The organism is Vibrio sp. 11-4(1) (assembly GCF_013048625.1).
In the GTDB taxonomy this organism is placed as follows: Bacteria; Pseudomonadota; Gammaproteobacteria; order Enterobacterales; family Vibrionaceae; genus Vibrio; species Vibrio diabolicus.
This window is the reverse complement of sequence record NZ_VHSY01000009.1, coordinates 158,928-178,662: the sequence shown is the minus strand read 5'-3', so window position 1 is coordinate 178,662 and position 19,735 is coordinate 158,928. Positions and strand designations below refer to the sequence as shown.

Below are 19,735 nucleotides of genomic sequence, written 5' to 3'. Positions count from 1 at the left end.
ACCTTTCGTTCTCAGTGAGGTGTGTGTATTTCATGTTTTTTACTTCTTGGCGGGAGCAAACTTCATGATTATCGCATCTCACTGTTTTTATGTTCAGAGGTGTCGCACTTCGTACTTGAATCCAAGACGCGAAACAAATACTTAGCAGTGATTTCTCAGAATCATTAGAAAATGAACTTGCCGTTGATGAAGGAAAAGATGTTTGCCCTAACTGTGGTAGTAAAGAGCTATTTGCATTTACAAAAGGTAAGCGTCCAGCTTTCTTAGTCTTTATTTTACTGGGTTTTCCATTGTTCTTTTACAAGCATGGTTACAAGTGTAAGCAGTGTGGGGAATTCAGTGAAAGGCTTTAATTTAAGTCGTTAGATAACAAAGCGTTGAAGAGATAATTTACACGCGTAGCATTTTTACTATGCGTTAGGTGAGTGGCTACGCAGAAGTCAGAGTTCGTTTGCTTCCAAGCAAAGCATTATACGATAGTGAAGGAACAACATTGAATGAGTGAAATTAAAACAATAGAGCAGTTAAAAGAAATTTACGCAGAGCCAAGTGCGAGAGCTAAAAATAAAGCGTTGCCTGCCCTGGATGTTCATGCGATTACATTAATTAATAATTGCCATTTTGCAGTTCTAAGTACCGCCGATACTCAAGGCTATATCGATCTCTCTCCGAAAGGAGGGGAGCCTGGCTTCGTAAAAGTTTTAGATGAATCAACATTGTTGCTCCCAGATAGCTCGGGGAATAATCGTATAGATAGTCTAAAAAATATCATTAGTAACCCCAAAGTTGGGTTGTTATTGATGGTAAATGGTATTGATGAAGTACTCCGTATTAAAGGAATTGCAAGTATTCACACAGACTCCAAATTGATATCTGCTTGCCCCGATGGAAGTAAAGATCCTAAGGTTGTTATCAAAATAGTCATCGAGAGTATGTACTTCCATTGTGCGAAAGCTTTGATGAGAGGGAAACTTTGGTCTGATGACTATAAAGTCAATCGCTCAATTCTCCCTTCATTAGCTCAAATCTTTAAAGATCAACAAAAGTTAGAAAATAAAGCGCTTAATCAAGAAGAGATGTTGAAATATTACCAATCCAGTCTTTAGAGCGAGTGTAGTAAAGTGTTTAAAAGGGAGAAAAATGCTTGGCTCTTTAGGTTTGACCTGCTGTACGGCACTATGGATTAGTTTTGGTGGGGATGTTACTCATCCCATAACGTTAGTCCACAAATAAACAATTGTTAGTCCAAATTTTAAAATGAAAAATGTAGAAAACTTTACTCTAGAAAATTACGTTTTGGCTAGTCCGGGAATTAGGTGTGTTGGACAAATGATTGATCTTTTTATCAGTTTTAGCATTTTTACTCTCGTTTTATGGGGCGGCTTAGAAATCGGTATTGAAAAGGAACTTGTTCGCGCTATGGGAGTAACTGCGACTGTATCGTATTACCTTTTTTCTGATTGTTTACCAAATGGTCAAAGTGTGGGTAAAAAACTTTTGGGCATTGCAGTTATAAGTGCAAGAACGGGTAAAAGGTGCAATATTTTTCAGTCACTTTTTAGAAATATTATTACTCCATTCTTCGGTTTTATTGACTCAATTTTCATTCTTGGTAAAAAGAGGCAACGGCTCGGTGATAAGTTAGTGAGAACAGTGGTGGTAGTTCACTAGCTTGTTTAAGAAATTGACAGCGCTGGGGGCTTGGGTTCAAGTCGGGCTTTGTTTTCAGGGTGGGACAGCTTCGCTTAGGTGGTGGCGTTGCTCACACCTAAATTCGGTGTTAGGCAATCAGAATCAGTACGTAATTATGAATAAAGAGCATTCCGAAGCTTTCATTTTGGAGATTGATAAGGTTTTAGCCCCAAGCGGTTTCAAGTTTATCAAATCTAGAGGAGTATGGGAGCGCAAGGTGGGTAAGGTCGATGTCGAATGGTTTCACTTAAACTTTGGGCTTACTGTTTTGAACCCTTCCTTCGGGGTTAAATACAAAGATATAGAAAAGGTCTTACCTAGAGAAATGCGTTGTATTGGTGGTGTTTCTCGCATGTTGAGCAGTATCACTGGCAATTCATATACCGACGCAATTAGTCCTATAGCTTTCGCTTATATGGTAAAACAGTTACTACCTATTGAGTTAGAAAAACTAAGAGATAGAAAGCGGGTTATCGAGAGTTTAAAAAGCGAAGATGTAAAAGTCTGGCCTGTGTTCAGTTATTCCACTCGTATACGACTGCTTCCTTTGCTTCTAAGTAAAACTTCGCCAAATGAAGCAATAAAGTATATGGCCTATTTTGAGTCCGAACTTAGGACTCGTGATCAACTCATTCCAAACTATGATGCGTTCAAAGGTTACTTGTTGAAGCACTTGAAGGTCTAAAAATTGCTTCAATAGAGAATCGTGACACGTGGCGCTTTTACTATGCGTTGAGCTTATTAAAAAGTGTCATACGAGATCATTTGTATTACGTGTCTCACACTTTTATTGGATTTTCGTCACCAGTAACAAACCAAAAGGCTGGCTCCAAAATGTTAGTAACAAAGATTGAAACGGAACGATTAATTCTAAGAGAGCTAGTTGAAGATGATGCAAGCGAACTGTTTGGCATATTCTCAGACCATGAGGTCATGAAATATTGGAACACTGGCCCTTGGGTTTCAATTGAAGAAGCGCGGACATTTATAGCCAAGAGTGCACAGGCCATGAATAGCAATACAGAAGTGACACTAGGCATCTTCCTAAAGAGCAATGGCCAACTTCTAGGTAAGATAATGCTGTTTAATCACGTGAAAGAGTCTAGGCGCGCAGAAATTGGCTTTGGCGTGAGTCGTAATTTCTGGGGTAAAGGCATTGTATTAGAGGCGGGAACTGCATTAATCGAACACGCATTCAAAACACTGAATCTACGTCGAATCGAGGCTGAGATAGATCCAGACAATGCTTCTTCAGGTAAAGTCTTGGAACGGTTAGGTTTTATAAAGGAAGGTTTCCTAAGGCAGCGTTGGGAAGTGAATGGAGTAGTCTCAGATTCAGCAATTTACGGGTTGTTAGCTAAACCCCTAGACAGCGTTTAGTATCCGGCCTTAAAAGCATCTAATAGGTCTAGCCTGCTCGTGCTCTATACACAGCCTTACATTTGACGGTGAGGTTTCTTGAATTGACTTAGTGGTCACTGAATGTACCATCAAGGTTAGGACTTACTGCAAGGATAGCAGCATGAGCGAGAAATTATTTTGGGTTAATCCCTACCAAACAGAACTTAACTCAAGAGTGACCAATGTAGACGGAAATAAGGTTGAATTGGACCAGACTATCTTCTTTGCGGAGTCTGGAGGCCAAGAGAGTGATAAAGGAACGATTAATGGTATTCCGGTTTTGATTGCTCAAAAGTTAGGTGTTCGACTTATTTACACATTGGAATCCTCTCCAAATTTTACTCTTGGCGACATTGTAACTACGAATATTGATTGGAAGCGTAGATACGCCTTAATGAAGCTACACTTTGCGGCTGAAGTGGTGCTCGAGATGTTTTATCAGCGTCGGGAAGGCATTGTTAAGATAGGCGGCGCATATTTCTGAAAATAAGAGCCGCATAGATTTCGAGTGGTCTGAAAGTATTGGTCCGTTATTGAAAGCAATTGAAACTGATGTGCAAGATTTGATTAACTCTGATTCAGTTATTATTAGTGACTTTTCCGATCAAGAGAGTGAAAGAAGGTATTGGAGAGTGGATGGGTTTGCGCAAGTACCTTGCGGTGGCACTCATTTAAAGCGCACATCAGAAGTCGGCCAAATTCAACTAAAACGCAAGAACATCGGTAAAGGCAAAGAAAGGGTTGAGATAACCTTATGCTCGTAAGTCGATAGGGCATTCGAAATAGATTCCTAACACGTGGCATTTTAGTTCATGGTGAGATTCACATTTGCGATATGATGATTGAGATTGAGGGCGCGTTGGCTACTTCTTAATGCAACGCTACACGATAGGGGTGGGAGGATGATATGTCGAAGGTAGCATTGAAAGGCTTTATTTTAGTTCCGGAAAAGGATTTAGAATTAGTAAAACATGAGTTAATAACTCACAAAAGGCTCACGTTAGAAGAGCCGGGCTGCCTTACTTTTCTTGTGACTCAAAGCTCGACTAATCCTTTTCGTTTTGATGTCTATGAGGAGTTCGTCGACAAAGCCTCTTTTAAACAACATCAGGAAAGAGTTCAAGCCTCACATTGGGGAAAAGTAACAGCCAATGTTAAACGTCAATACGAAATCTTTGGATGTGTGCATGACTAATCGAATCGGAGTGATTTAGAGCGTTTATGCTTTATTTTTCAAGTTGCTCTACGCTCTACTATGTTGCTTTATTCATCTATTAACCTGGCTTAGTGTTCTTGATACTTTGCCGTATTAAATCTAGAAATTTTAATGGAAGTGTTATGTTTAGAGTTGTGTATGAATGGCGTGTGCCAAGTGAAAAAATGGATGAGTTTCAAAATATATGGCGTTCGACGACAGATTCAATTCATCAGTCAGTAGATGGGGCGTTTGGTCGCTTTATGCTTCGTTCTTACGATGTACCGGAAAAGGTTTTAACTATTGCCAAGTGGCGAACACGTGAAGACTGGGAGCGGTTTTGGGGAACTAGTAACCCAGAAAAAATGAAGAAGATGAGTGAAATTGCAGAGCGTATTTCAGTTGAACTATTTGATGAAATTGAAGATAGAACTAAGTAGGGCCAGAGGCAAACAATAGAAACGTTAAAGTGATGCCTGATGCACAGTTTGGCGGATAATATGAAAGACAATCTTAACCAAGGAACAGGGTTATGCAGATTTTAATTGTTGGAGGTAGTAAGGGTCTAGGAAGGTTCTTGGCTACGAACTTACAGGGTATAGAAACTTATACTATTTCTAGATCAAAGCTAGTTGAGGATGGAGTAGCTTCTGTTCGTATTGATGTTAGTCCGGAGAAAAAACCAGATTACACGTGCTTCAAAGGTGTAAAGTTTGACATCATAGTTTATTTGGCGTCGATGTGGGGAGAGTCTTCAAAATTGACAACAAACGAACTGATTGAGTTTATGAATGTTGGCCCGATTGGGTATCTTAATTTAGTCAATGAACTTAACGCTTTAGGTTCACTTAACGATAAATGCAATATTGTATCTATTGGATCTACAGCAGAGCTTTCAGAAAATAGTGAGTACCCTGCATTCAGCCTCAGTAAAAGATTACTCAAAGATATTTCTAGCCAGCTTCAAAACGTTTATCGTGATTACCGCTTTACTCACTTTACAATAGGTGGGATCGGGCATGCAGAAGAGGAACGTATTGAGTATTCGAGCGTTTTGGAAATTATAAATACGCTAACTAAGCTAGATCCAAACACATACCTTTCAAATATGCATATAAAGTCCAAGCTAGGAATGTAGCTCTCAAGCTGTATTACGTACCTGCTTCTATGATTTGGCATCATGTGCATTCTTTTTATTGAGCTATGGTTATAACTCCAATGAAAGGAGTTTACTTATGTCATACATTGATGGGTTTGTCGCTGCAGTACCGACAGCGAATAAAGAAAAGTATATCGCACACGCAAAAATAGCAGCAGAAATGTTCAGGGAGTTTGGGGCCTTAAAGGTTATTGAGACGTGGGGAAGTGAAGTTCCAGATGGTGAGATCACATCGTTTCCCATGGCAGTTAAAGCTGAAAGCAACGAAACCGTTGTGTTTTCATGGGTAGTCTGGCCTTCAAAAGAAGTGCGAGACTCAGGGTGGCAGCGGATCATGGGTGATCCTCGAATGAGTCCTGAGAATAACCCAATGCCCTTTGATGGAAAGCGTCTCATTTATGGTGGATTTGATGTTATTTTGGAGCAGTAAAATATCAGAGAATCCCCAGCTTGATTCGTGACACTTGGTGCTTTAATCAGGATTACGCTTCTGATGTACATTCAATAAAGTATTCCGCGATAAGGGTTGATAAAACTTCATGTGGAGGCTTAGAGTAAAAATGGAAGGGATAAATTATTCACTGATTGTCGTATCAGCTATAGCTAGCCCCGGGCCTGCGATGGCAGGCACGTTAATGAACTACGGTCAACGCCTTGATAACCGACGGAAACCTAGACGTTGCATTACTTATAGTTCGATGAGATGTTATCCCGCAAGAAGTTAATCTGGAGAAAAGAATGGATTCAAACTCACTATTACTATTTGTTGTCGCTTGTCTCGCTATCAACATGATTCCTGGACCTGATGTAATTTATATTGTTTCTAATACAATGAAAGGTAAGTTCTCTGCTGGGCTGAAAGCGGCTTTGGGGCTTGGTGTTGGTTACTTTTTTCATACACTAGCGGCATGTTTAGGTTTGTCAGCAATAATTCTGAGTTCAGCTTTGGCTTTTAGCGTTGTTAAATGGTTAGGGGCTGCTTACCTAGTTTATTTAGGTGTTCAGTCGTTACTGTCCATGTGGCGTGGAGAAAGTAAAATCGTTGAAAACAAAAACGTTGATAATAATAAAAATGTGTTTGTTCAGGGTGTTATCGTCAGCGTCTTGAATCCAAAAGTAGCGCTATTCTTCCTCTCGTTTCTGCCTCAATTTATTGATACGTCTGCAAGCTCAACATCAATACAATTATTAGTACTTGGCTTGCTGTTCAGCGTGCTTGCGACGACATGTAACGTTTTGTACGCATCTGTGGGTAATTGGGTATTGAGTCGTCCACACTCTCAACGATATTCAAGAACTCTTGAAGGTGTTTCGGGTATTCTGCTTATCAGTCTAGCGAGTAAAGTGGCATTTAGTGATCGTTAGATACAGGGCATTTTATTCTCGTGATTTTTATATGGCTAATGTTTGCTCAACCTATACGTAAAATGAGTGCTATTGCATAGGGTGAATCACAAATTTCATAAATACCAATAAGTGAACGTATTTATTTATAGTATGGTTGGCGCGATTTTATCGTAGCTAGGTTAATAACATGAAAAATAAAGTAATTCTGTGTTCCGCATTCCTTTTGGGTTTGTCAGGTTGTGCTTCTGTTCCTACTGTTGATTCGACAGTATCAAATCAAATGAAATCATTTGAAGCACCTCAAAAGGGGAACGCAGGGATTTACATTTATCGAGAAGATGCTTTTGTCGGAGCAGCGCTTAAAAAGTATGTTTACGTCGATGGGGAATGTATTGGTGAAACAGCTCCTGGTGTATTCTTCTACCATGAGGTCGAAGGCAATAAAGAACATCAAGTAAGTACAGAGTCTGAGTTTTCTGAAAATCACTTAACTATCTTAACGGAAGAGGGCCGTAATTATTTCGTTAATCAATACATTAAAATGGGTGTATTTGTTGGTGGTGCGGGCGTAGAACTCGTGGACGAAAGCAAAGGTAAAGCAGAAGTACTAAAAGTAGACATGGCAGAAAAAGGAAACTGTCCTTCGATCTAGTTTAACTGACTGATTTTACATTTAAAAGTACTTAAAAAAACACAACCCAGCGCTTGACATGAAAAGTTCAACGTTGGGTTGCGTTTTTATGGCCAACAGTTTTTACTTGGTGTTGTTATTGGTAATACATAAGCGTAAATCAGCAACAAGGATGTGTAATGAAAAATAAGATGTGGATCTTCGCAATTATCTTGCTCATTGGTGGGCCTTCACTATTGCCATTTAGTCTGGAAGTTATTTCTATCATCGAGTTATTTGGGCTGTTAGGGTTGTGGAAGGTTTATTCATCCTATGCTGAATATTTGATCAAGCATCCTCGGCTCAAAAGAGGCGCATCTTTAGCTACATGTTGGGATCTTCAACCTCAAATATTATTCTCACTTCGTGATATTAAAGTATTCCCACTGCTGATATTTCATATGTTTCCTGTTCAAAGTGTGTTGGTTTGGTCTTTAATTTTTACCTTTTCGGGCAGTGTTATTTGCCATTACGTAATTTGATCTAACCCATTGTTCATAGCATTTCCTTATTGAGTTTAATTGCTTGCTTAAGCGGTTACGCGGGGATGAAACAGGTCATTAAATAACTTGGCGATCATCAAAATGAGCATGATGTTTACCAGCATGAGTAAAGGTGTTTCGATACGATACTCTGGGGTCAAGTTAAGTGCGCCTGAGGTTAATACCACCAATAAATTGACGCCTAAGACCCTATGGATCATCAGCTGTGGTGTAGAAAATACCTTCCAAATCAAAATAATATTGATGAAATAAAATAACCCTAGTTGCCATAGCTCAGTCATCATGGGCATCAAGAAGATGTATTGCAGCAGTATCACTGAACCTGTTCCCAAAACGCCAAAGAAGGCATCTTTAACAACGCTAGGAGGCATTGTAGGTACTATTGATGAAAAGACACCGGCCAACATAGGGAAGATAAACCCACCTGGTACAGGGAGATAAATCCAAACCAATAACGAGGTGATAAACATCGATAGGCCTTGTAAAACCTTTCTTCGGTCTTCTTTCAAGTGCTGTATGAAAGTCCGGTGTTCACGATGCCAAGATGTTTTCTGGTTCACTTGTTCAGTCAATAAGGTACGGCCAATTAGATGCGTGGTTGGCTGAGCGATATCAAATAGCGTCAGGTTTTGAGCCACAGGTTTCCAGTCAATATCATCACAGTGAGGTTTTTCCACTTGTTCAAGTAATCGTTCTTGAATACGTTTCATCTCTTCGAGGCGCTGATGCCACAGTTTTCGATGTTCTTTGAGGTGGTAACTGCCCGTGAGCGGTAATCCCAGTAGTTGGCACATCTTCTCAATGTTTGCTGTGTTGGTTTCAAGCGCATCAATATCAATGTCATTTGGTTTGTCCATAGCTTTAAGCAACACCTCACGGCTGTTCTCAAAGCGTTGAATGAAATTCTCTTCAGTATTCACTGGCCAAACCAAACGATAAACAACGGAGAAGGTAATGATGCCAAGGATAGTTTCCTGCATTCGAAGTACTGCGAAATGGAACGTCACTTGACTATCAAACTCTCCCATACAAGCGATGATAGAGCACACAGCAAAGCCTATGGAGAACACATAACCGTACTTTTCGTCGCTCGACATGAAAATGCATACACCTAAAAATAGGGTAAAAAAAGTCAGGAACAAGAAGCGATCTTGAGAAAATGCTGTGATGAGGAAAAAGGCATAGCCGATGCCCAGTAGGGTACCCACTAGGCGATTATGACCTTTGTTTATCGAGTGAGCGAAGCTTTCATTTAATGCCATTACCGCGACGGCGATCGCTGCCCAATAGGGTTTCTCCCATTGAAACCATAAGGCGAGGCAGATTGCGATAACGATAGACAGCGCAGCTTTAATGGCTTCTTTGGTTGACGCATTAAACATACATTTCACCGCATTTATTGTTTGATGATTTTGATGGATGCCGTCATACCGACGCGTAGTTGAAAATCTTTTGGTAAGTTGTCTAATTTCACTTTAATTGGAATGCGTTGAGCTAAGCGTATCCACTGAAAGTTAGGGTTCACATTAGGCAGAAGGTCGTTACCTGTACTACCGTCTTGCTTCGCGATGCCGTAACCAATGCTCTTGATTTTACCTTCCAGCACCATTTCGTCGTGCATCATTAAGGTCACGTATGCTTTATCTTGTGGATCAACACCAACTAAATCCGTTTCTTTGAAATAGCCTTCGATCCAAAAGCTGTCTTCATCAATTAATGCTACAACTGGTGAGTTTGCGACAACTTGGGAGCCGGTGCGCAGATTAAAATTGGTGATGTAACCATTCGTTGGAGCGTACACCTTGGTGTAATCAAGGTTCAGTTTTGCTTCTTCGACGTTTGCTTTCGCCAGCTCCACGTTTGCGATTGCTGTCTCTACGGCGTTGTTCAAATTGTTCAACGTCAGCACAGATACCGCGCCAGGTGTACGCTTTTCTAGTTCCAGTGCACGTTGTTCTTCATTTTTGGCTTTCGCTAACAACGCAATGGCTTGCTTTTGAGCAGCCTGGGCTTTGTGGTAAGACGCTTTATAAATGCTTGGGTCAATCTCAAACAGTAAGTCGCCCGCATTAACTTGGGAGTTGTCTTCAACATATACCTTGATGACTTGCCCGGTTACACGGGGCGTTATAGACACAATGTACGCGCTGACATGACCATCTCTAGTCCAAGGATTGTTTGAGTATGATTGGTAGTAACTGAAAATCACAGTGCCAGCGGAACACAGTAATAAAAATGTGATTAGATAACGTTTTATCACGGAATTTGCCTCAAAAGATGGTTATGAATCGACCAATTACTCCAGTAAAAATCACAATTAGGCTCAGCTCTGCAAGTGCTGGAAACGCAACATATTTGTGTACCCCTAATTTTGTCGCAACGGTTCCAACCAAAATGGTGAGCATGTAAGCCAATGCAACAACCAGCAGCAAGGGTGGGAAGTAAACTTCACCCCACACAAGCTCATGTGGCATTGAGTTCATAGTGCTTTTCTCTATTTATTTGATGAATGCAAAGATAAGAGAAATCCTACAAATGTAATAATCGCTTTTGTAGGGTCAAATCCATCAATGTATTTTTTTAGAGAGTTCATAATGAGTTATGTCTAATGTCGAACGTGCTTTTAGGGGAGTATGAGTGCGATAAGTTTTCGCATTTACGTGCGGAATAGCTACGTATCTAGTGATGAGGATAAAAGCCTCGGGTTAACCGTCGCTCTTTCGAGCTAGCATTCTCAATAACTTGTGATAGTTTAGCCATGTAGCCCTAAGATATAAGAAAACCTATGAATTTTAGTCTTGAACAACTATTGGCATTCGTTGCTGTTTACGAGGAGCTTTCGTTTAGCAAGGCTGCTGTAAAATTGAATAAGCACAGAACAACCATCGGACAGGTTATTACGAATTTAGAAGACCTACTTGCTGTGAGCTTGTTTAATCGGGTTGGCCGTTCCGTAGAACCCACAGAAGATGCTCGCCTTCTTTACCACTATGCAAAGCAAACAATTGAACAAGCCCGTACGTTCGACAAAGTCGCATTGAGCCTTGCTCATGGTGGCTTAGAGAGTGTCAGCATTGCCTATTCTAGTGCCATCCCACATCGTTTGCTGGTGTTACTTCGTGTTCAATTAGCGGCAGATTTTCCGATGATGCGAGTTAACTTTTTTGTTCGTAACCGTAACGAGATCAAAGAAGGTTTAGCGACTGGTGAGTACCAGTTCGGTATTGTAAATGTGCATGATAGCCGTGCAATACACAGTCTAGACTCGACGTTTTTAGGTCACTTTGAATTTGTTCCCTTTGTCCAGAAAGGTGGTGAACTGGCTTCTATGGCACCCGACCAAGTGTTAACTGCGTTGAGGAATAGCAAGCAATTTGTGTTGCGATCTTTCATTGAAGAAGGAATGGGTGAAAAAGTTATCGTCAGTTCGAATCATGAAGAAGTCGATCAGTTGGCTCTTGTTGTAAAAATGGTTGAGGCAGGGCTAGGGTGGGCGGTTCTTCCTAGAACGCTGGCTCATTCGGAATTTTCTAATAATGATATAGAGCCCGTTGAAGTCTGTGAATTACTAGAAGGCTTTAAGTTTGGTTTTGGCCTTTGGTGTCAACCCTCTAAGCAAATAGGGGATGTAAAAGACTCTATCATGAGGGTTGTTACGGCGTATCGGGAGAAGCTAATCCGCGATTTTAAAGCGACGCCATAACCGTATTCATCCAGACCACATTTATAAACAAGACTCAATTCGAGTCTTGTTTTTTTACTTGAAAAATTCTTTTCTTCTGATTGGACGTTAATGGTTATTGGGAGGGAGTAATCCTCTGTATGTGAGTATAAGATCGATGCTTTTTTTATTTATTCAAGCTTCGTTCAATGAGAAAGCTCATATCGCTCAGCCGCTGTTAGTTTAAGAAAGAGAGGCTGCAGTTATTTCACCTCTTGCTCTGATCTAAATAAATTGAGAACCAGTACCCCTAGAACTATAGCGATAGAAATAGAGACGAATCGAGTCATTTGAGCAGAAAATGATTCGATGCCCGTATTGTTAATAATCTGGTAAGTCAGCACAGTGAAGTTAGTAAAAAGCAATTGATAGATGGTTAAGTGTGTCTGTCGACGTATTGCAAAACACGCTAGTTGCAGGCCACAAAAGATGGTAACGCCAAGTACAACGTAAGTAGGTGCACCTGTGGCTACTGCAAGCATGCATGGAATAGTAAACAAGATCCCTAGGCTTGTAGTGATAATTCGATACCGCCCAAAGGAATGACTGTCTTGATTAACTGGGTGCTTAATCATGCTGCCAAATGTTATTGCGATCAATAGCGTTTGAGAGCTTCCAGATGATATTAGCGCGTACAAAACAACACACAATGCGGTTGCTTTAAAGACGATAAGCCCGATATGTTCGTTTGCACCATCAAGAGTGGTTTGGTCTGGTTGTATATCTTTTTCGTCCCCAGGGAATAGCCAAAAGCTAATATATGTGGCAACCAACGCAACAATGAAACTAGTAAATAAGACCCATGGCAACCCCTCAAGCGACAACCCCATTTGTTGGCTTGTGACCACGATAATCAATACAACAATCAAAGTGAGTGTCGAAACGATGTCTTTGGGATCGCGATGACTTCGGTAATAACTCCAACAGAGAAGTGACCAAGTAAACAGTAAGAAGCCACTAGGAGAGCTCATGAGCGCTCCTGCTAAAGTTACGATGCCAAAGCTGAGAAGTGAGAGTATTACCAGCAATTTCAACATCATGTTGAACGGGGGCTTAGATGGCATCAGAGTTAGAAAAATCACAACGAATATTGGCGCGATAAAGGGAGTAGGCGCACCTGAATACTGTAAGTAAAACAGTAAAAGAATCGGAGTGAAAACCAATCTAATGATTGGATTTACTGAACTATGAAACATAAGTCCAGATACTCAACACTCTCATCCAGAAAGAGGCCAGCCACTCTCCAAAGGTGCTTTGCTCAGTTAAAAAAGCGACCGTTGCTTTCGAACCATAACGTACGTTTTCGGGAATATCTCCGCCTTCAAAAACAATATTTACAGGATAGCGCTGTGCATTTAAGGAATTATTGTCTGCAACCAAAAAGCCAGTTGTCGGATCGACGTCGTTACTGCCACCAGTACCCCAACCAATGCTTTCTACTCGCCCTTCAAACACTCTGCCAGGTAAAGCATCCAACACAATCTTTGTTTTTTGTCCCGCACGAACATGCTCGAGTGAGTTTTCGCGAACAAGCGCTGATACCCACACGCCTCTCGGATCAATGAAAGTGACAAGAGGTGAGCCAGTCGTCGCTTTTTGCCCAACAGTGAGTTGTAAGTTAGAAACGATCCCCTTTGATGGAGCAATCACTTTCGTTCGTTGTAAGTCGAGTTGCGCTTTTTCAAGATTTGCTATAGCTGCGAGAATCTGGGGATTATCTTGCCCTTCGGGACCAAGATTATGCTTGGCTTGAGCTAAGGACGCTTCTGCTGCCTCTAATGTGGCTTGAGCTCGTGCTTTAGCTTCGATGGCGTTGTCTAGCTCAGATTTACTCAATACCCCTTTTGCGGCGAGCTCGGTTACGCGAGCTGCTTGTTCTCTTGCGTTGTCTCGAGCTGCGAGTGATTCAATGACCTTAGCTTGTGCCACTTCAACAGCCGCGGTGTTGGCTCCAATGTTTTGGCCAGCAATGGCTAAGTTTGCTTCGGCTAAACGCAGATTAATTTGATAATCTCTTGGATCAATTTCGAAAAGCACATCACCAGCATTGACGACTTGATTATTACGAACATGGATTTCAGTTAGGTTCCCCGAAACCTCTGGAGTAATACGGACAAGATAAGAATGAATCCGAGCGGTGCCAGTGATTGGTGTTACTCGATCAGCCCACAAGCTATATAGCCAAACCACAAAAACGAGGCCAATAATAATAAAGCTTAACTTTCTGGAAGATGATTCCGCTTTAGACATCCAATTCTCTCTTGTTACAATACGTTAGGTAAGCAATGTTACAACATGTGACATAAACAATGCTTCCAAAAAATCAACTATTTGTCGATAAGGTCATGGGATCGTTCCGAAGGTGCCATTTAGAGAGGCTGAAGCATGCTAAACGAACTTTCCAATCACGTTGGCTAACGTCGCCAATAAAAAAGGGGCGATACTTCGCCCCTCAGATCGTCCATCAGGTTTTTGATTTGTGATTATATCTTTGAGCTGTAGAGAGAAATCAACTTAGACTTTCTGTTACAACTGGCTTGTTATTGCGCTTAGCAATCCAGTACGCAACGCTACCCCAAAGCACGGTGAGTGCCCAAAGTGCCGTCCAATGTGGAGCGACTTGTTGCCAGGTTGCCCCCATTTGGTTTAGCGCTAAGAAAGCTTTGATCGCCCATGTACTTGGACTTAAATCTGCAATCCATAGTAGGGGAGCAGGAATGGCTTCAATCGGCCAAATAAAACCCGCCAAGAAAATGAGAGGCATAGAGCTCACGAGGACGACTAAGGTAACCAGTTCACGCCGAGGTAATAAGTAACCCAGCCAGAAGCCTAGTCCGCAGCAACCTAAAAAGAACGGGAACAACATGGCCAGTAGTTCGCCCGCGTTGGCGATATGGTTTACGCTCAAACGTTCGAAGCTAAAACCAAAATAATAGGCGCCGAGTAAATAATAAATTGCCACAAATACTAACGTTCTCACAAGCAGCAGCGATCCCGTTGATACTTGAGACCAGTAGCCACGACCATGACGCTGTGTTCCCGTCTGTAATCCAACCGCCATGATCAACGTTTGTTGTAAAATCAGAACAAATACTGCTGGCACTACGTATTCGATGTAACCCATGGTTGGGTTGAACGTCGGTTTCATATTAAGCTTAATAGCAGAGTAATTATGGCTAGCCACACTCATGGGCACACCATCTATCACCATTTTACTGACTTTCACTTGGGCCCCTAATGTGCCTCCCGCTTGGGCCAATCCCTCTACCACGGTTCCGTACACGAGAAAATACGAGGCGTCCGCAGCGTAGGCTAGAGTCGGGCTTTTACCTAGCATTAGGTCTTTGTAAAAGTGTTCTGGTATGACTAAAAAACCGGTGATCTCTCGTTGTAAAAATGCTTGTTTTGCATCGGCAATCGTATGAAGTCGAGTAACTAAGTTGACTTGTGGAGTGGCATCAACCATACGTTCCAGCTTTAAACTCGTCTGACTACCATCTAAATTAACAATCGCGATTGGTTGTTCACGAGGCGTTTGTTGTGCATAAGGCAAAGGGTATAAAAACGAGTAAAATACGACACCACCAAACACGGTCAACGTAACGACTGGATTGGTTAGAACGGCCTTCAGTTCCGCTTTAATCAGTTGCCACAATGTCATACCGCCTCCTTCGCTTGGCGTGTTGATGAAGCTGTTCGATGTTTACCCATCAAGGCTGCGGTAACGAGCAGGGGCACAACGTAGCCAATCATAGGCCATAGCGAGCTTAAAGATTGTGCGGCCGGTGCTCCATAGCTTGCTTGACTCACTTGCACTTCAATGTAATGGGTAATCGGCAATAATGAACGCCATGCATAAGCGAGCGTGTTCATGTCAGAAACTGGGAATGTAATTCCCATGAACGCGAAGCTTGGAGCCGTAAACGCGCCAGCAAAACTCATCGCACGTGCAGGATCCATCGACAAGAAGAAGAACAACGCTCCCATAATGATACAGGCGATAACCGTCGCTAATTGTGCTAGTAGCATAACCACAAAACTGCCTTCCATTGGCCAATCAAGCACGGAATAAAACCAATACAAGAACAACGCACCTTGCGCCATAAAGACCGGAATGTACTGACTTAATAGGGAAGTGAGCCTGGCGTATGGCTTTTCGCCCAAAAACGCAAAGCCATTCTTTCCACCATAAATGCGAAAGTGCGCGGTAAGAATCAAAATAGTGCTTACTACAATACATATTTGCCAAATGGCTGGCACGATAGCCGTTACCAAAAATTGTGCGTAGTTATTGTTACGGTTAAATAATGCGGTTATTTGTGTCGACACGGGTACAGCCTGACCAGCCGCTGCTAACGTTGTGGTGTTACCTTTAGCCAAGTTGCTCATTACTTCAACCTGAGCGTCGAAATAGCCTTGTGTTTGCGCAACGGCAGAGTTGATCAATTTCGCTACCAAAATGTACTGACTGTTGTAAAAGACAGAAAGTTGAGGTTGGCGGTGTTGGAGAATATCTTGGTCGAACTTAGATGGGATGACCGCGTAAGCGTAGATATCGCCTTCAATCATCGCATTTTTTGCTTCGCTTGCACTGGTGTAGTGATAATTAACAGCCAGACTCGACGACGCATCCAAAGATTGAATGAGCTTTCGAGAAAGTTGGGAATGTTGCAGATCAACCACACCGATTGGCAGATCCCGGGCAATGCCCGCAGAGAACACTCCCCAAATCATCATCGCGAGCAAAATCGGTATCCAAGTAAGGCACGAAAGTAACCACTTGTCTCGTCGTAAGATATGCCGCTGTGAAATCTTAATCGTCATAGCATTAACCTAGTGGTTGTGATTAAAGTTCAACGACAACACTCATTCCCATACGCAGTTCAGGTTCGGGTTGAGCTGGACGAGCTTCTACTTCAAAGGTACGAAGATCAAAACCTTGAGAAGCATCGGTTGCTCTCCACGTTGCAAAGTCACCCATAACGGCAACATGCGTTACTTTGAACTCAACATTTTTATTTAAGGCAGGCAAATAGGCATCAAAGGTTGCTCCTTTTTTAAAGTGTTGAAGGTAATCTTCACGCACATTAAGTGTCGCCCAGGCATCTTCTGTATCTATCACAGTAACAACCGGGAAGCCCTGAGGTGCTAATTCACCACTTTGAAGTAGAACTTGAGAGACTTCGCCGTCAAACCAGCTGTAGATCTGAGTATCTTTCGCATACGCTTCTACTTCGGCTACGGCACCTGATGCCATGCGCGCTTTTTCCGCCGCTGCCACTTTGGTTTCACTTCTCGCGCCTTCTTTTGCCATTTCGTACATTTGAAACGCGGCACTTTCGGTGTATTTCGCTGCTTGCCATTGCGTTAAAGCTTCATCGCGCTTTTGTTCTGCAACCACGCCATCGTTATAAAGGTTATTCACACGATTGTAGGTTTTTTCCATTAAATTCGCAGCGGCTTTGGCTTTCATCCACTGATCTTTTGCTGCTTGGATTTGTTGCTCACGTGCGCCTTTCTCAGCTTCTTGAGCTAAGGCGTCCGCCGCTTTTTCACCTGCTTTTGCTTGTTCTAACTTCGCTTCAATTTCAGGACTATGAAGGGTAAAAATAAGCTGGCCTTTCTCTACATCGTCGCCTTTACGGACCATGACCTCATCAATACGCCCTGGAACTTTTGAGGAAATGCTGTATTGCTGGGCTTCAATTAATCCCTGTAAGCGGATCGGTTCAGGTTGATAGGCTTGGTAAAATTGATAGCCAACCCAAGAGACAACACCCAAAGCACAAAGTGAGAGTAAAACGGGTTTTAGTGATTTAGCTGCCATGATTTATTTCACCTCTTTGGATGTTGAAGCAGGGATATAAGCGGTATTTTGATATTGTTCGAAGCTGTTCATTTCACTGCTCAATGCGAGTAGTTTGGTTAAAGATATTAAATAGCGGAAACGTGCCGCTGAACGTTGTGTTTCTATACTCGCGACATAAAGTTGTGCATCCACAACATCCAGAGAAGACGACAGACCCTGAGTAAATGCTTTTTCACGCAAGCGCAGGTTTTCGTTAGCGAGTTCAATGCTAGATGCGAGCCCTTGTACTTCATCAATGGCTTGCTGAGCCTCCAAGTATGTCTTTTGGACTAACAGCGATAAGTCTTGTTTGGCTTGGGACTTTAATGAGTCGACCTGCGAGACGACGCTTTGAGCGGCTTTGACTTTTTCGCTTCGCCCTGTTGATTCAATCAGTGGAATGCTCACCCCGACACCAACTAACCAGTCAGGCTTCATTTGGCTTGCGAGAGAGTCGTCTTCATACAAGCTGTAGTCGCCGTAAAGGTAAACTTCAGGATAGTATTTCCCTTTTTCTGCTTTGATTAAGCTAGAGGCTTGTTTGTGTTTAGCGCTCAGAAGGTCTAACCCCGGATAGGTAAGCAACGTTTGATCGACAAAAGCGGTTAGAGGGGGAAGACTGTCGTTGATAAACAAAGATTCAGCGGGCTCTACGGCGTCATCTTGTGCAAGTAATTTACCTAATGCTGCTTGAGCGATACTCAAATCGCTGGCGGCTTTACGTGTTTCTACTGATGCTTTATCTAGAGAAGCCTCGGCTTGCAGGCGCTCAACGTGTGCGATTTGTCCTTGCTCTTCAAGCTTAATGGCAAAATCTCTATGCTTTTTTAGTCCAGCTTCAACCGCTTGCCGCGTTGCGAGTACTTCCTTTGCCAGCACGACAGAAAAGTAGTACTTCGACAAATCTTCAAAGCGCGCTTGTTGTTCCATTAGAAGCTGGCTTTTAGCCTCATCTGTTTTGCCTTCTGCTGCTGATTGAGCAGCAGAAATACGACCACCAGTAAAAATTGGCCAAATGGCACGAATAGACGAAGAGAAAATATCTCGTTCGGTTATGGTCGAAGTGGTATTAGCTAAGGCACCAAAAATAGGTTGAAAAGCAGGAGGTACGTTAATGTGTGTTCCTGTGCTGTCTAGGATCTGTTTTCCCGACAGCGTGATATCGGTATCTAAACGCGTGTAATTCGCGCCAATGGTAACCTGAGGTAAGTTGAGATTGCTGGTGGCACTCTCTTGGTATTGGTAATTCTCGACGTTTGAGCGTTGAGCTTTAAGAGAATAGTTGTTTTCTAGCAATAGCTGCCATGCGGTATCAAAAGTGATCGGTGCCGCATGACAGGCAAGGGAAATCGAGCTGCTAAGTAAGCCCAGTATCCAAAACTTTCCTGTTTTTTTCATAATGGCTGCTTTGTCGTAGAGTATAAGCTCTAATATAAAGGATTCGTAACTTGGTGTTAAGTAGGAGGGGAAATTGGATAGTAGTATGCGCCCAGTTATGTTTGTGCTGGGCGCGGGAGATGTTACAAGTTTACTTCGTATATGGACAGTGAAACTCTGCTCTCCACTCGAGCTGACGAGAACCTCGCATCGTATTCAATAAGTCTTTTCCACTCATTTGAGGGAACGATAACAGGACCTTGAGATCAGAAGTACCGCCTCCGTTTTTTTCATAAGCCCTGACGTGTGTAAACGTTGAATACATATTCTCTGACAGCATGGCCTTATTCAGGCATATTCCAAAGGTATCGCGTTCCATGTTTGGTGTTCCTTCTAACTATAAATGCACCTCTGTTTATAGTTTTCCAGTTTTCAGATGGTGTCTAAGTGTTTGTCATATAGTCAGTATTTGTGTTTTGTTTTATTTGTGTCCAAATCACTGACATCAATGTTGAGCTTTTAATAGACTTCCAGCTTCACTGCTTTCTAACCGAAACTCTCAATGGTTTCGTTGATTAAAAATTATACGTTGGAAAGTCTAAAAACGCCTCAAAAACCGCTAAAATCGATGTGATCACGATCATGTTTTAAAGGGCAATTTATGTATGGAATTGAGTATCAGAGAGGAATGCTGAATTTGGTGAATGGTTGTAATTTTATGTTTCAGCTCGTCGATTAATTAACCGTAAACTCTGCGGTTTGCTTGTCTTCCTCACAGATTTATCACCGCAACAAAGCCATGCTGTTAACTGAGTGTTAACG

22 protein-coding genes and 2 pseudogenes are annotated in these 19,735 nt (G+C 42.1%); 14 read left to right on the top strand and 10 right to left on the bottom strand.

Annotated features, from left to right (window positions below):
- Nucleotides 1-122: 122 nt before the first annotated feature.
- The 13 genes and pseudogenes from FKN16_RS24600 to FKN16_RS19070 all read left to right on the top strand — a co-directional run.
- A pseudogene (locus tag FKN16_RS24600) lies at nt 123-353 on the top strand (DUF2007 domain-containing protein); the annotation flags it as partial.
- 144 nt (nt 354-497) lie between these two features.
- Nucleotides 498-1,106, top strand: a complete 609-nt coding sequence (locus tag FKN16_RS19125) for a pyridoxamine 5'-phosphate oxidase family protein (protein ID WP_085344804.1) — start codon at nt 498-500, stop codon at nt 1,104-1,106.
- A gap of 151 nt (nt 1,107-1,257) precedes the next feature.
- Nucleotides 1,258-1,671: an RDD family protein gene (locus FKN16_RS19120; RefSeq protein WP_134646484.1), complete on the top strand. Its 414-nt coding sequence runs from the start codon at nt 1,258-1,260 to the stop codon at nt 1,669-1,671.
- Between the two features lie 136 nt (nt 1,672-1,807).
- Entirely contained in the window at nt 1,808-2,377 is a 570-nt protein-coding gene (locus FKN16_RS19115) for a hypothetical protein (RefSeq protein WP_244190829.1), read from the top strand.
- 149 nt (nt 2,378-2,526) lie between these two features.
- Nucleotides 2,527-3,072, top strand: a complete 546-nt coding sequence (locus FKN16_RS19110; protein WP_170903383.1) for a GNAT family N-acetyltransferase — start codon at nt 2,527-2,529, stop codon at nt 3,070-3,072.
- A gap of 142 nt (nt 3,073-3,214) precedes the next feature.
- A pseudogene (locus FKN16_RS19105) lies at nt 3,215-3,857 on the top strand (alanyl-tRNA editing protein).
- 143 nt (nt 3,858-4,000) lie between these two features.
- Entirely contained in the window at nt 4,001-4,288 is a 288-nt protein-coding gene (locus FKN16_RS19100; protein WP_170903382.1) for an antibiotic biosynthesis monooxygenase, read from the top strand.
- Between the two features lie 143 nt (nt 4,289-4,431).
- Complete coding sequence (locus tag FKN16_RS19095) at nt 4,432-4,728, top strand: antibiotic biosynthesis monooxygenase (RefSeq protein WP_170903381.1); 297 nt, start codon at nt 4,432-4,434, stop codon at nt 4,726-4,728.
- 92 nt (nt 4,729-4,820) lie between these two features.
- Complete coding sequence (locus tag FKN16_RS19090; protein ID WP_170903380.1) at nt 4,821-5,426, top strand: SDR family oxidoreductase; 606 nt, start codon at nt 4,821-4,823, stop codon at nt 5,424-5,426.
- A gap of 97 nt (nt 5,427-5,523) precedes the next feature.
- On the top strand, nt 5,524-5,877 hold the full coding sequence (locus tag FKN16_RS19085) for a DUF1428 domain-containing protein (protein ID WP_012841750.1): 354 nt from the start codon (nt 5,524-5,526) through the stop codon (nt 5,875-5,877).
- Between the two features lie 308 nt (nt 5,878-6,185).
- Nucleotides 6,186-6,812, top strand: coding sequence for a LysE family translocator (locus FKN16_RS19080; RefSeq protein ID WP_170903379.1), 627 nt, complete (start codon nt 6,186-6,188; stop codon nt 6,810-6,812).
- 169 nt (nt 6,813-6,981) lie between these two features.
- A complete protein-coding gene (locus FKN16_RS19075) occupies nt 6,982-7,446 on the top strand; it encodes a DUF2846 domain-containing protein (RefSeq protein ID WP_005397344.1) in 465 nt (154 codons plus the stop codon).
- 158 nt (nt 7,447-7,604) lie between these two features.
- A complete protein-coding gene (locus FKN16_RS19070; RefSeq protein ID WP_170903378.1) occupies nt 7,605-7,946 on the top strand; it encodes a hypothetical protein in 342 nt (113 codons plus the stop codon).
- 47 nt (nt 7,947-7,993) lie between these two features.
- Here the strand turns inward: FKN16_RS19070 and FKN16_RS19065 are convergent, their stop codons facing one another.
- Genes FKN16_RS19065 through FKN16_RS19055 form a run of 3 tightly spaced genes read right to left on the bottom strand, consistent with a single transcriptional unit; the run spans nt 7,994 to nt 10,450 of the window.
- Nucleotides 7,994-9,349: an FUSC family protein gene (locus tag FKN16_RS19065; protein ID WP_170903377.1), complete on the bottom strand. Its 1,356-nt coding sequence runs from the start codon at nt 9,347-9,349 to the stop codon at nt 7,994-7,996.
- A gap of 14 nt (nt 9,350-9,363) precedes the next feature.
- Nucleotides 9,364-10,227: an HlyD family secretion protein gene (locus FKN16_RS19060; RefSeq protein ID WP_031780619.1), complete on the bottom strand. Its 864-nt coding sequence runs from the start codon at nt 10,225-10,227 to the stop codon at nt 9,364-9,366.
- Nucleotides 10,228-10,237: 10 nt separating this feature from the next.
- Nucleotides 10,238-10,450 carry a DUF1656 domain-containing protein gene (locus FKN16_RS19055; protein ID WP_170903376.1) on the bottom strand — a complete coding sequence of 71 codons (213 nt, stop codon included), beginning with the start codon at nt 10,448-10,450 and terminating at the stop codon, nt 10,238-10,240.
- A gap of 302 nt (nt 10,451-10,752) precedes the next feature.
- Here FKN16_RS19055 and FKN16_RS19050 point away from each other — a divergent pair, with 302 nt between their 5' ends.
- Nucleotides 10,753-11,670 carry a LysR family transcriptional regulator gene (locus tag FKN16_RS19050; protein ID WP_170903375.1) on the top strand — a complete coding sequence of 306 codons (918 nt, stop codon included), beginning with the start codon at nt 10,753-10,755 and terminating at the stop codon, nt 11,668-11,670.
- A gap of 221 nt (nt 11,671-11,891) precedes the next feature.
- Here FKN16_RS19050 and FKN16_RS19045 read toward each other — a convergent pair whose 3' ends face one another.
- The 7 genes from FKN16_RS19045 to FKN16_RS19015 all read right to left on the bottom strand — a co-directional run bounded on the left by FKN16_RS19045 (nt 11,892) and on the right by FKN16_RS19015 (nt 19,292).
- Nucleotides 11,892-12,884 (bottom strand): DUF2955 domain-containing protein, encoded by a 993-nt coding sequence (locus FKN16_RS19045; protein WP_170903374.1) that lies wholly within the window; start codon nt 12,882-12,884, stop codon nt 11,892-11,894.
- A complete protein-coding gene (locus FKN16_RS19040; RefSeq protein WP_170903373.1) occupies nt 12,874-13,938 on the bottom strand; it encodes an HlyD family secretion protein in 1,065 nt (354 codons plus the stop codon). Before FKN16_RS19040 ends, FKN16_RS19045 begins: the two co-directional genes overlap by 11 nt.
- A 259-nt stretch (nt 13,939-14,197) precedes the next feature.
- Nucleotides 14,198-15,349, bottom strand: a complete 1,152-nt coding sequence (locus FKN16_RS19035) for an ABC transporter permease (protein ID WP_170903372.1) — start codon at nt 15,347-15,349, stop codon at nt 14,198-14,200.
- A complete protein-coding gene (locus FKN16_RS19030) occupies nt 15,346-16,512 on the bottom strand; it encodes an ABC transporter permease (protein ID WP_170903371.1) in 1,167 nt (388 codons plus the stop codon). Before FKN16_RS19030 ends, FKN16_RS19035 begins: the two co-directional genes overlap by 4 nt.
- Before the next feature lie 22 nt (nt 16,513-16,534).
- On the bottom strand, nt 16,535-17,515 hold the full coding sequence (locus FKN16_RS19025) for an HlyD family efflux transporter periplasmic adaptor subunit (protein WP_054867010.1): 981 nt from the start codon (nt 17,513-17,515) through the stop codon (nt 16,535-16,537).
- Nucleotides 17,516-17,518: 3 nt separating this feature from the next.
- The gene (locus FKN16_RS19020; RefSeq protein ID WP_065646402.1) at nt 17,519-18,934 is read right to left on the bottom strand and encodes a TolC family protein; all 1,416 of its coding nucleotides are present in this window, start codon (nt 18,932-18,934) and stop codon (nt 17,519-17,521) included.
- Between the two features lie 130 nt (nt 18,935-19,064).
- Complete coding sequence (locus FKN16_RS19015; RefSeq protein WP_005377125.1) at nt 19,065-19,292, bottom strand: hypothetical protein; 228 nt, start codon at nt 19,290-19,292, stop codon at nt 19,065-19,067.
- Nucleotides 19,293-19,735: the final 443 nt, after the last annotated feature.

What these genes read in the sequence shown, in the direction of transcription:
- FKN16_RS19045 (WP_170903374.1), bottom strand. Translation starts at nt 12,884, where the DNA reads ATGTTTCATAGTTCAGTAAATCCAATCATTAGATTGGTTTTCACTCCG.
- FKN16_RS19085 (WP_012841750.1), top strand. Translation starts at nt 5,524, where the DNA reads ATGTCATACATTGATGGGTTTGTCGCTGCAGTACCGACAGCGAATAAA.
- FKN16_RS19090 (WP_170903380.1), top strand. Translation starts at nt 4,821, where the DNA reads ATGCAGATTTTAATTGTTGGAGGTAGTAAGGGTCTAGGAAGGTTCTTG.
- FKN16_RS19115 (WP_244190829.1), top strand. Translation starts at nt 1,808, where the DNA reads ATGAATAAAGAGCATTCCGAAGCTTTCATTTTGGAGATTGATAAGGTT.
- FKN16_RS19110 (WP_170903383.1), top strand. Translation starts at nt 2,527, where the DNA reads ATGTTAGTAACAAAGATTGAAACGGAACGATTAATTCTAAGAGAGCTA.
- FKN16_RS19020 (WP_065646402.1), bottom strand. Translation starts at nt 18,934, where the DNA reads ATGAAAAAAACAGGAAAGTTTTGGATACTGGGCTTACTTAGCAGCTCG.
- FKN16_RS19065 (WP_170903377.1), bottom strand. Translation starts at nt 9,349, where the DNA reads ATGTTTAATGCGTCAACCAAAGAAGCCATTAAAGCTGCGCTGTCTATC.
- FKN16_RS19100 (WP_170903382.1), top strand. Translation starts at nt 4,001, where the DNA reads ATGTCGAAGGTAGCATTGAAAGGCTTTATTTTAGTTCCGGAAAAGGAT.
- FKN16_RS19080 (WP_170903379.1), top strand. Translation starts at nt 6,186, where the DNA reads ATGGATTCAAACTCACTATTACTATTTGTTGTCGCTTGTCTCGCTATC.
- FKN16_RS19120 (WP_134646484.1), top strand. Translation starts at nt 1,258, where the DNA reads ATGAAAAATGTAGAAAACTTTACTCTAGAAAATTACGTTTTGGCTAGT.
- FKN16_RS19070 (WP_170903378.1), top strand. Translation starts at nt 7,605, where the DNA reads ATGAAAAATAAGATGTGGATCTTCGCAATTATCTTGCTCATTGGTGGG.
- FKN16_RS19025 (WP_054867010.1), bottom strand. Translation starts at nt 17,515, where the DNA reads ATGGCAGCTAAATCACTAAAACCCGTTTTACTCTCACTTTGTGCTTTG.
- FKN16_RS19040 (WP_170903373.1), bottom strand. Translation starts at nt 13,938, where the DNA reads ATGTCTAAAGCGGAATCATCTTCCAGAAAGTTAAGCTTTATTATTATT.
- FKN16_RS19015 (WP_005377125.1), bottom strand. Translation starts at nt 19,292, where the DNA reads ATGGAACGCGATACCTTTGGAATATGCCTGAATAAGGCCATGCTGTCA.
- FKN16_RS19030 (WP_170903371.1), bottom strand. Translation starts at nt 16,512, where the DNA reads ATGACGATTAAGATTTCACAGCGGCATATCTTACGACGAGACAAGTGG.
- FKN16_RS19035 (WP_170903372.1), bottom strand. Translation starts at nt 15,349, where the DNA reads ATGACATTGTGGCAACTGATTAAAGCGGAACTGAAGGCCGTTCTAACC.
- FKN16_RS19095 (WP_170903381.1), top strand. Translation starts at nt 4,432, where the DNA reads ATGTTTAGAGTTGTGTATGAATGGCGTGTGCCAAGTGAAAAAATGGAT.
- FKN16_RS19050 (WP_170903375.1), top strand. Translation starts at nt 10,753, where the DNA reads ATGAATTTTAGTCTTGAACAACTATTGGCATTCGTTGCTGTTTACGAG.
- FKN16_RS19055 (WP_170903376.1), bottom strand. Translation starts at nt 10,450, where the DNA reads ATGAACTCAATGCCACATGAGCTTGTGTGGGGTGAAGTTTACTTCCCA.
- FKN16_RS19125 (WP_085344804.1), top strand. Translation starts at nt 498, where the DNA reads ATGAGTGAAATTAAAACAATAGAGCAGTTAAAAGAAATTTACGCAGAG.
- FKN16_RS19075 (WP_005397344.1), top strand. Translation starts at nt 6,982, where the DNA reads ATGAAAAATAAAGTAATTCTGTGTTCCGCATTCCTTTTGGGTTTGTCA.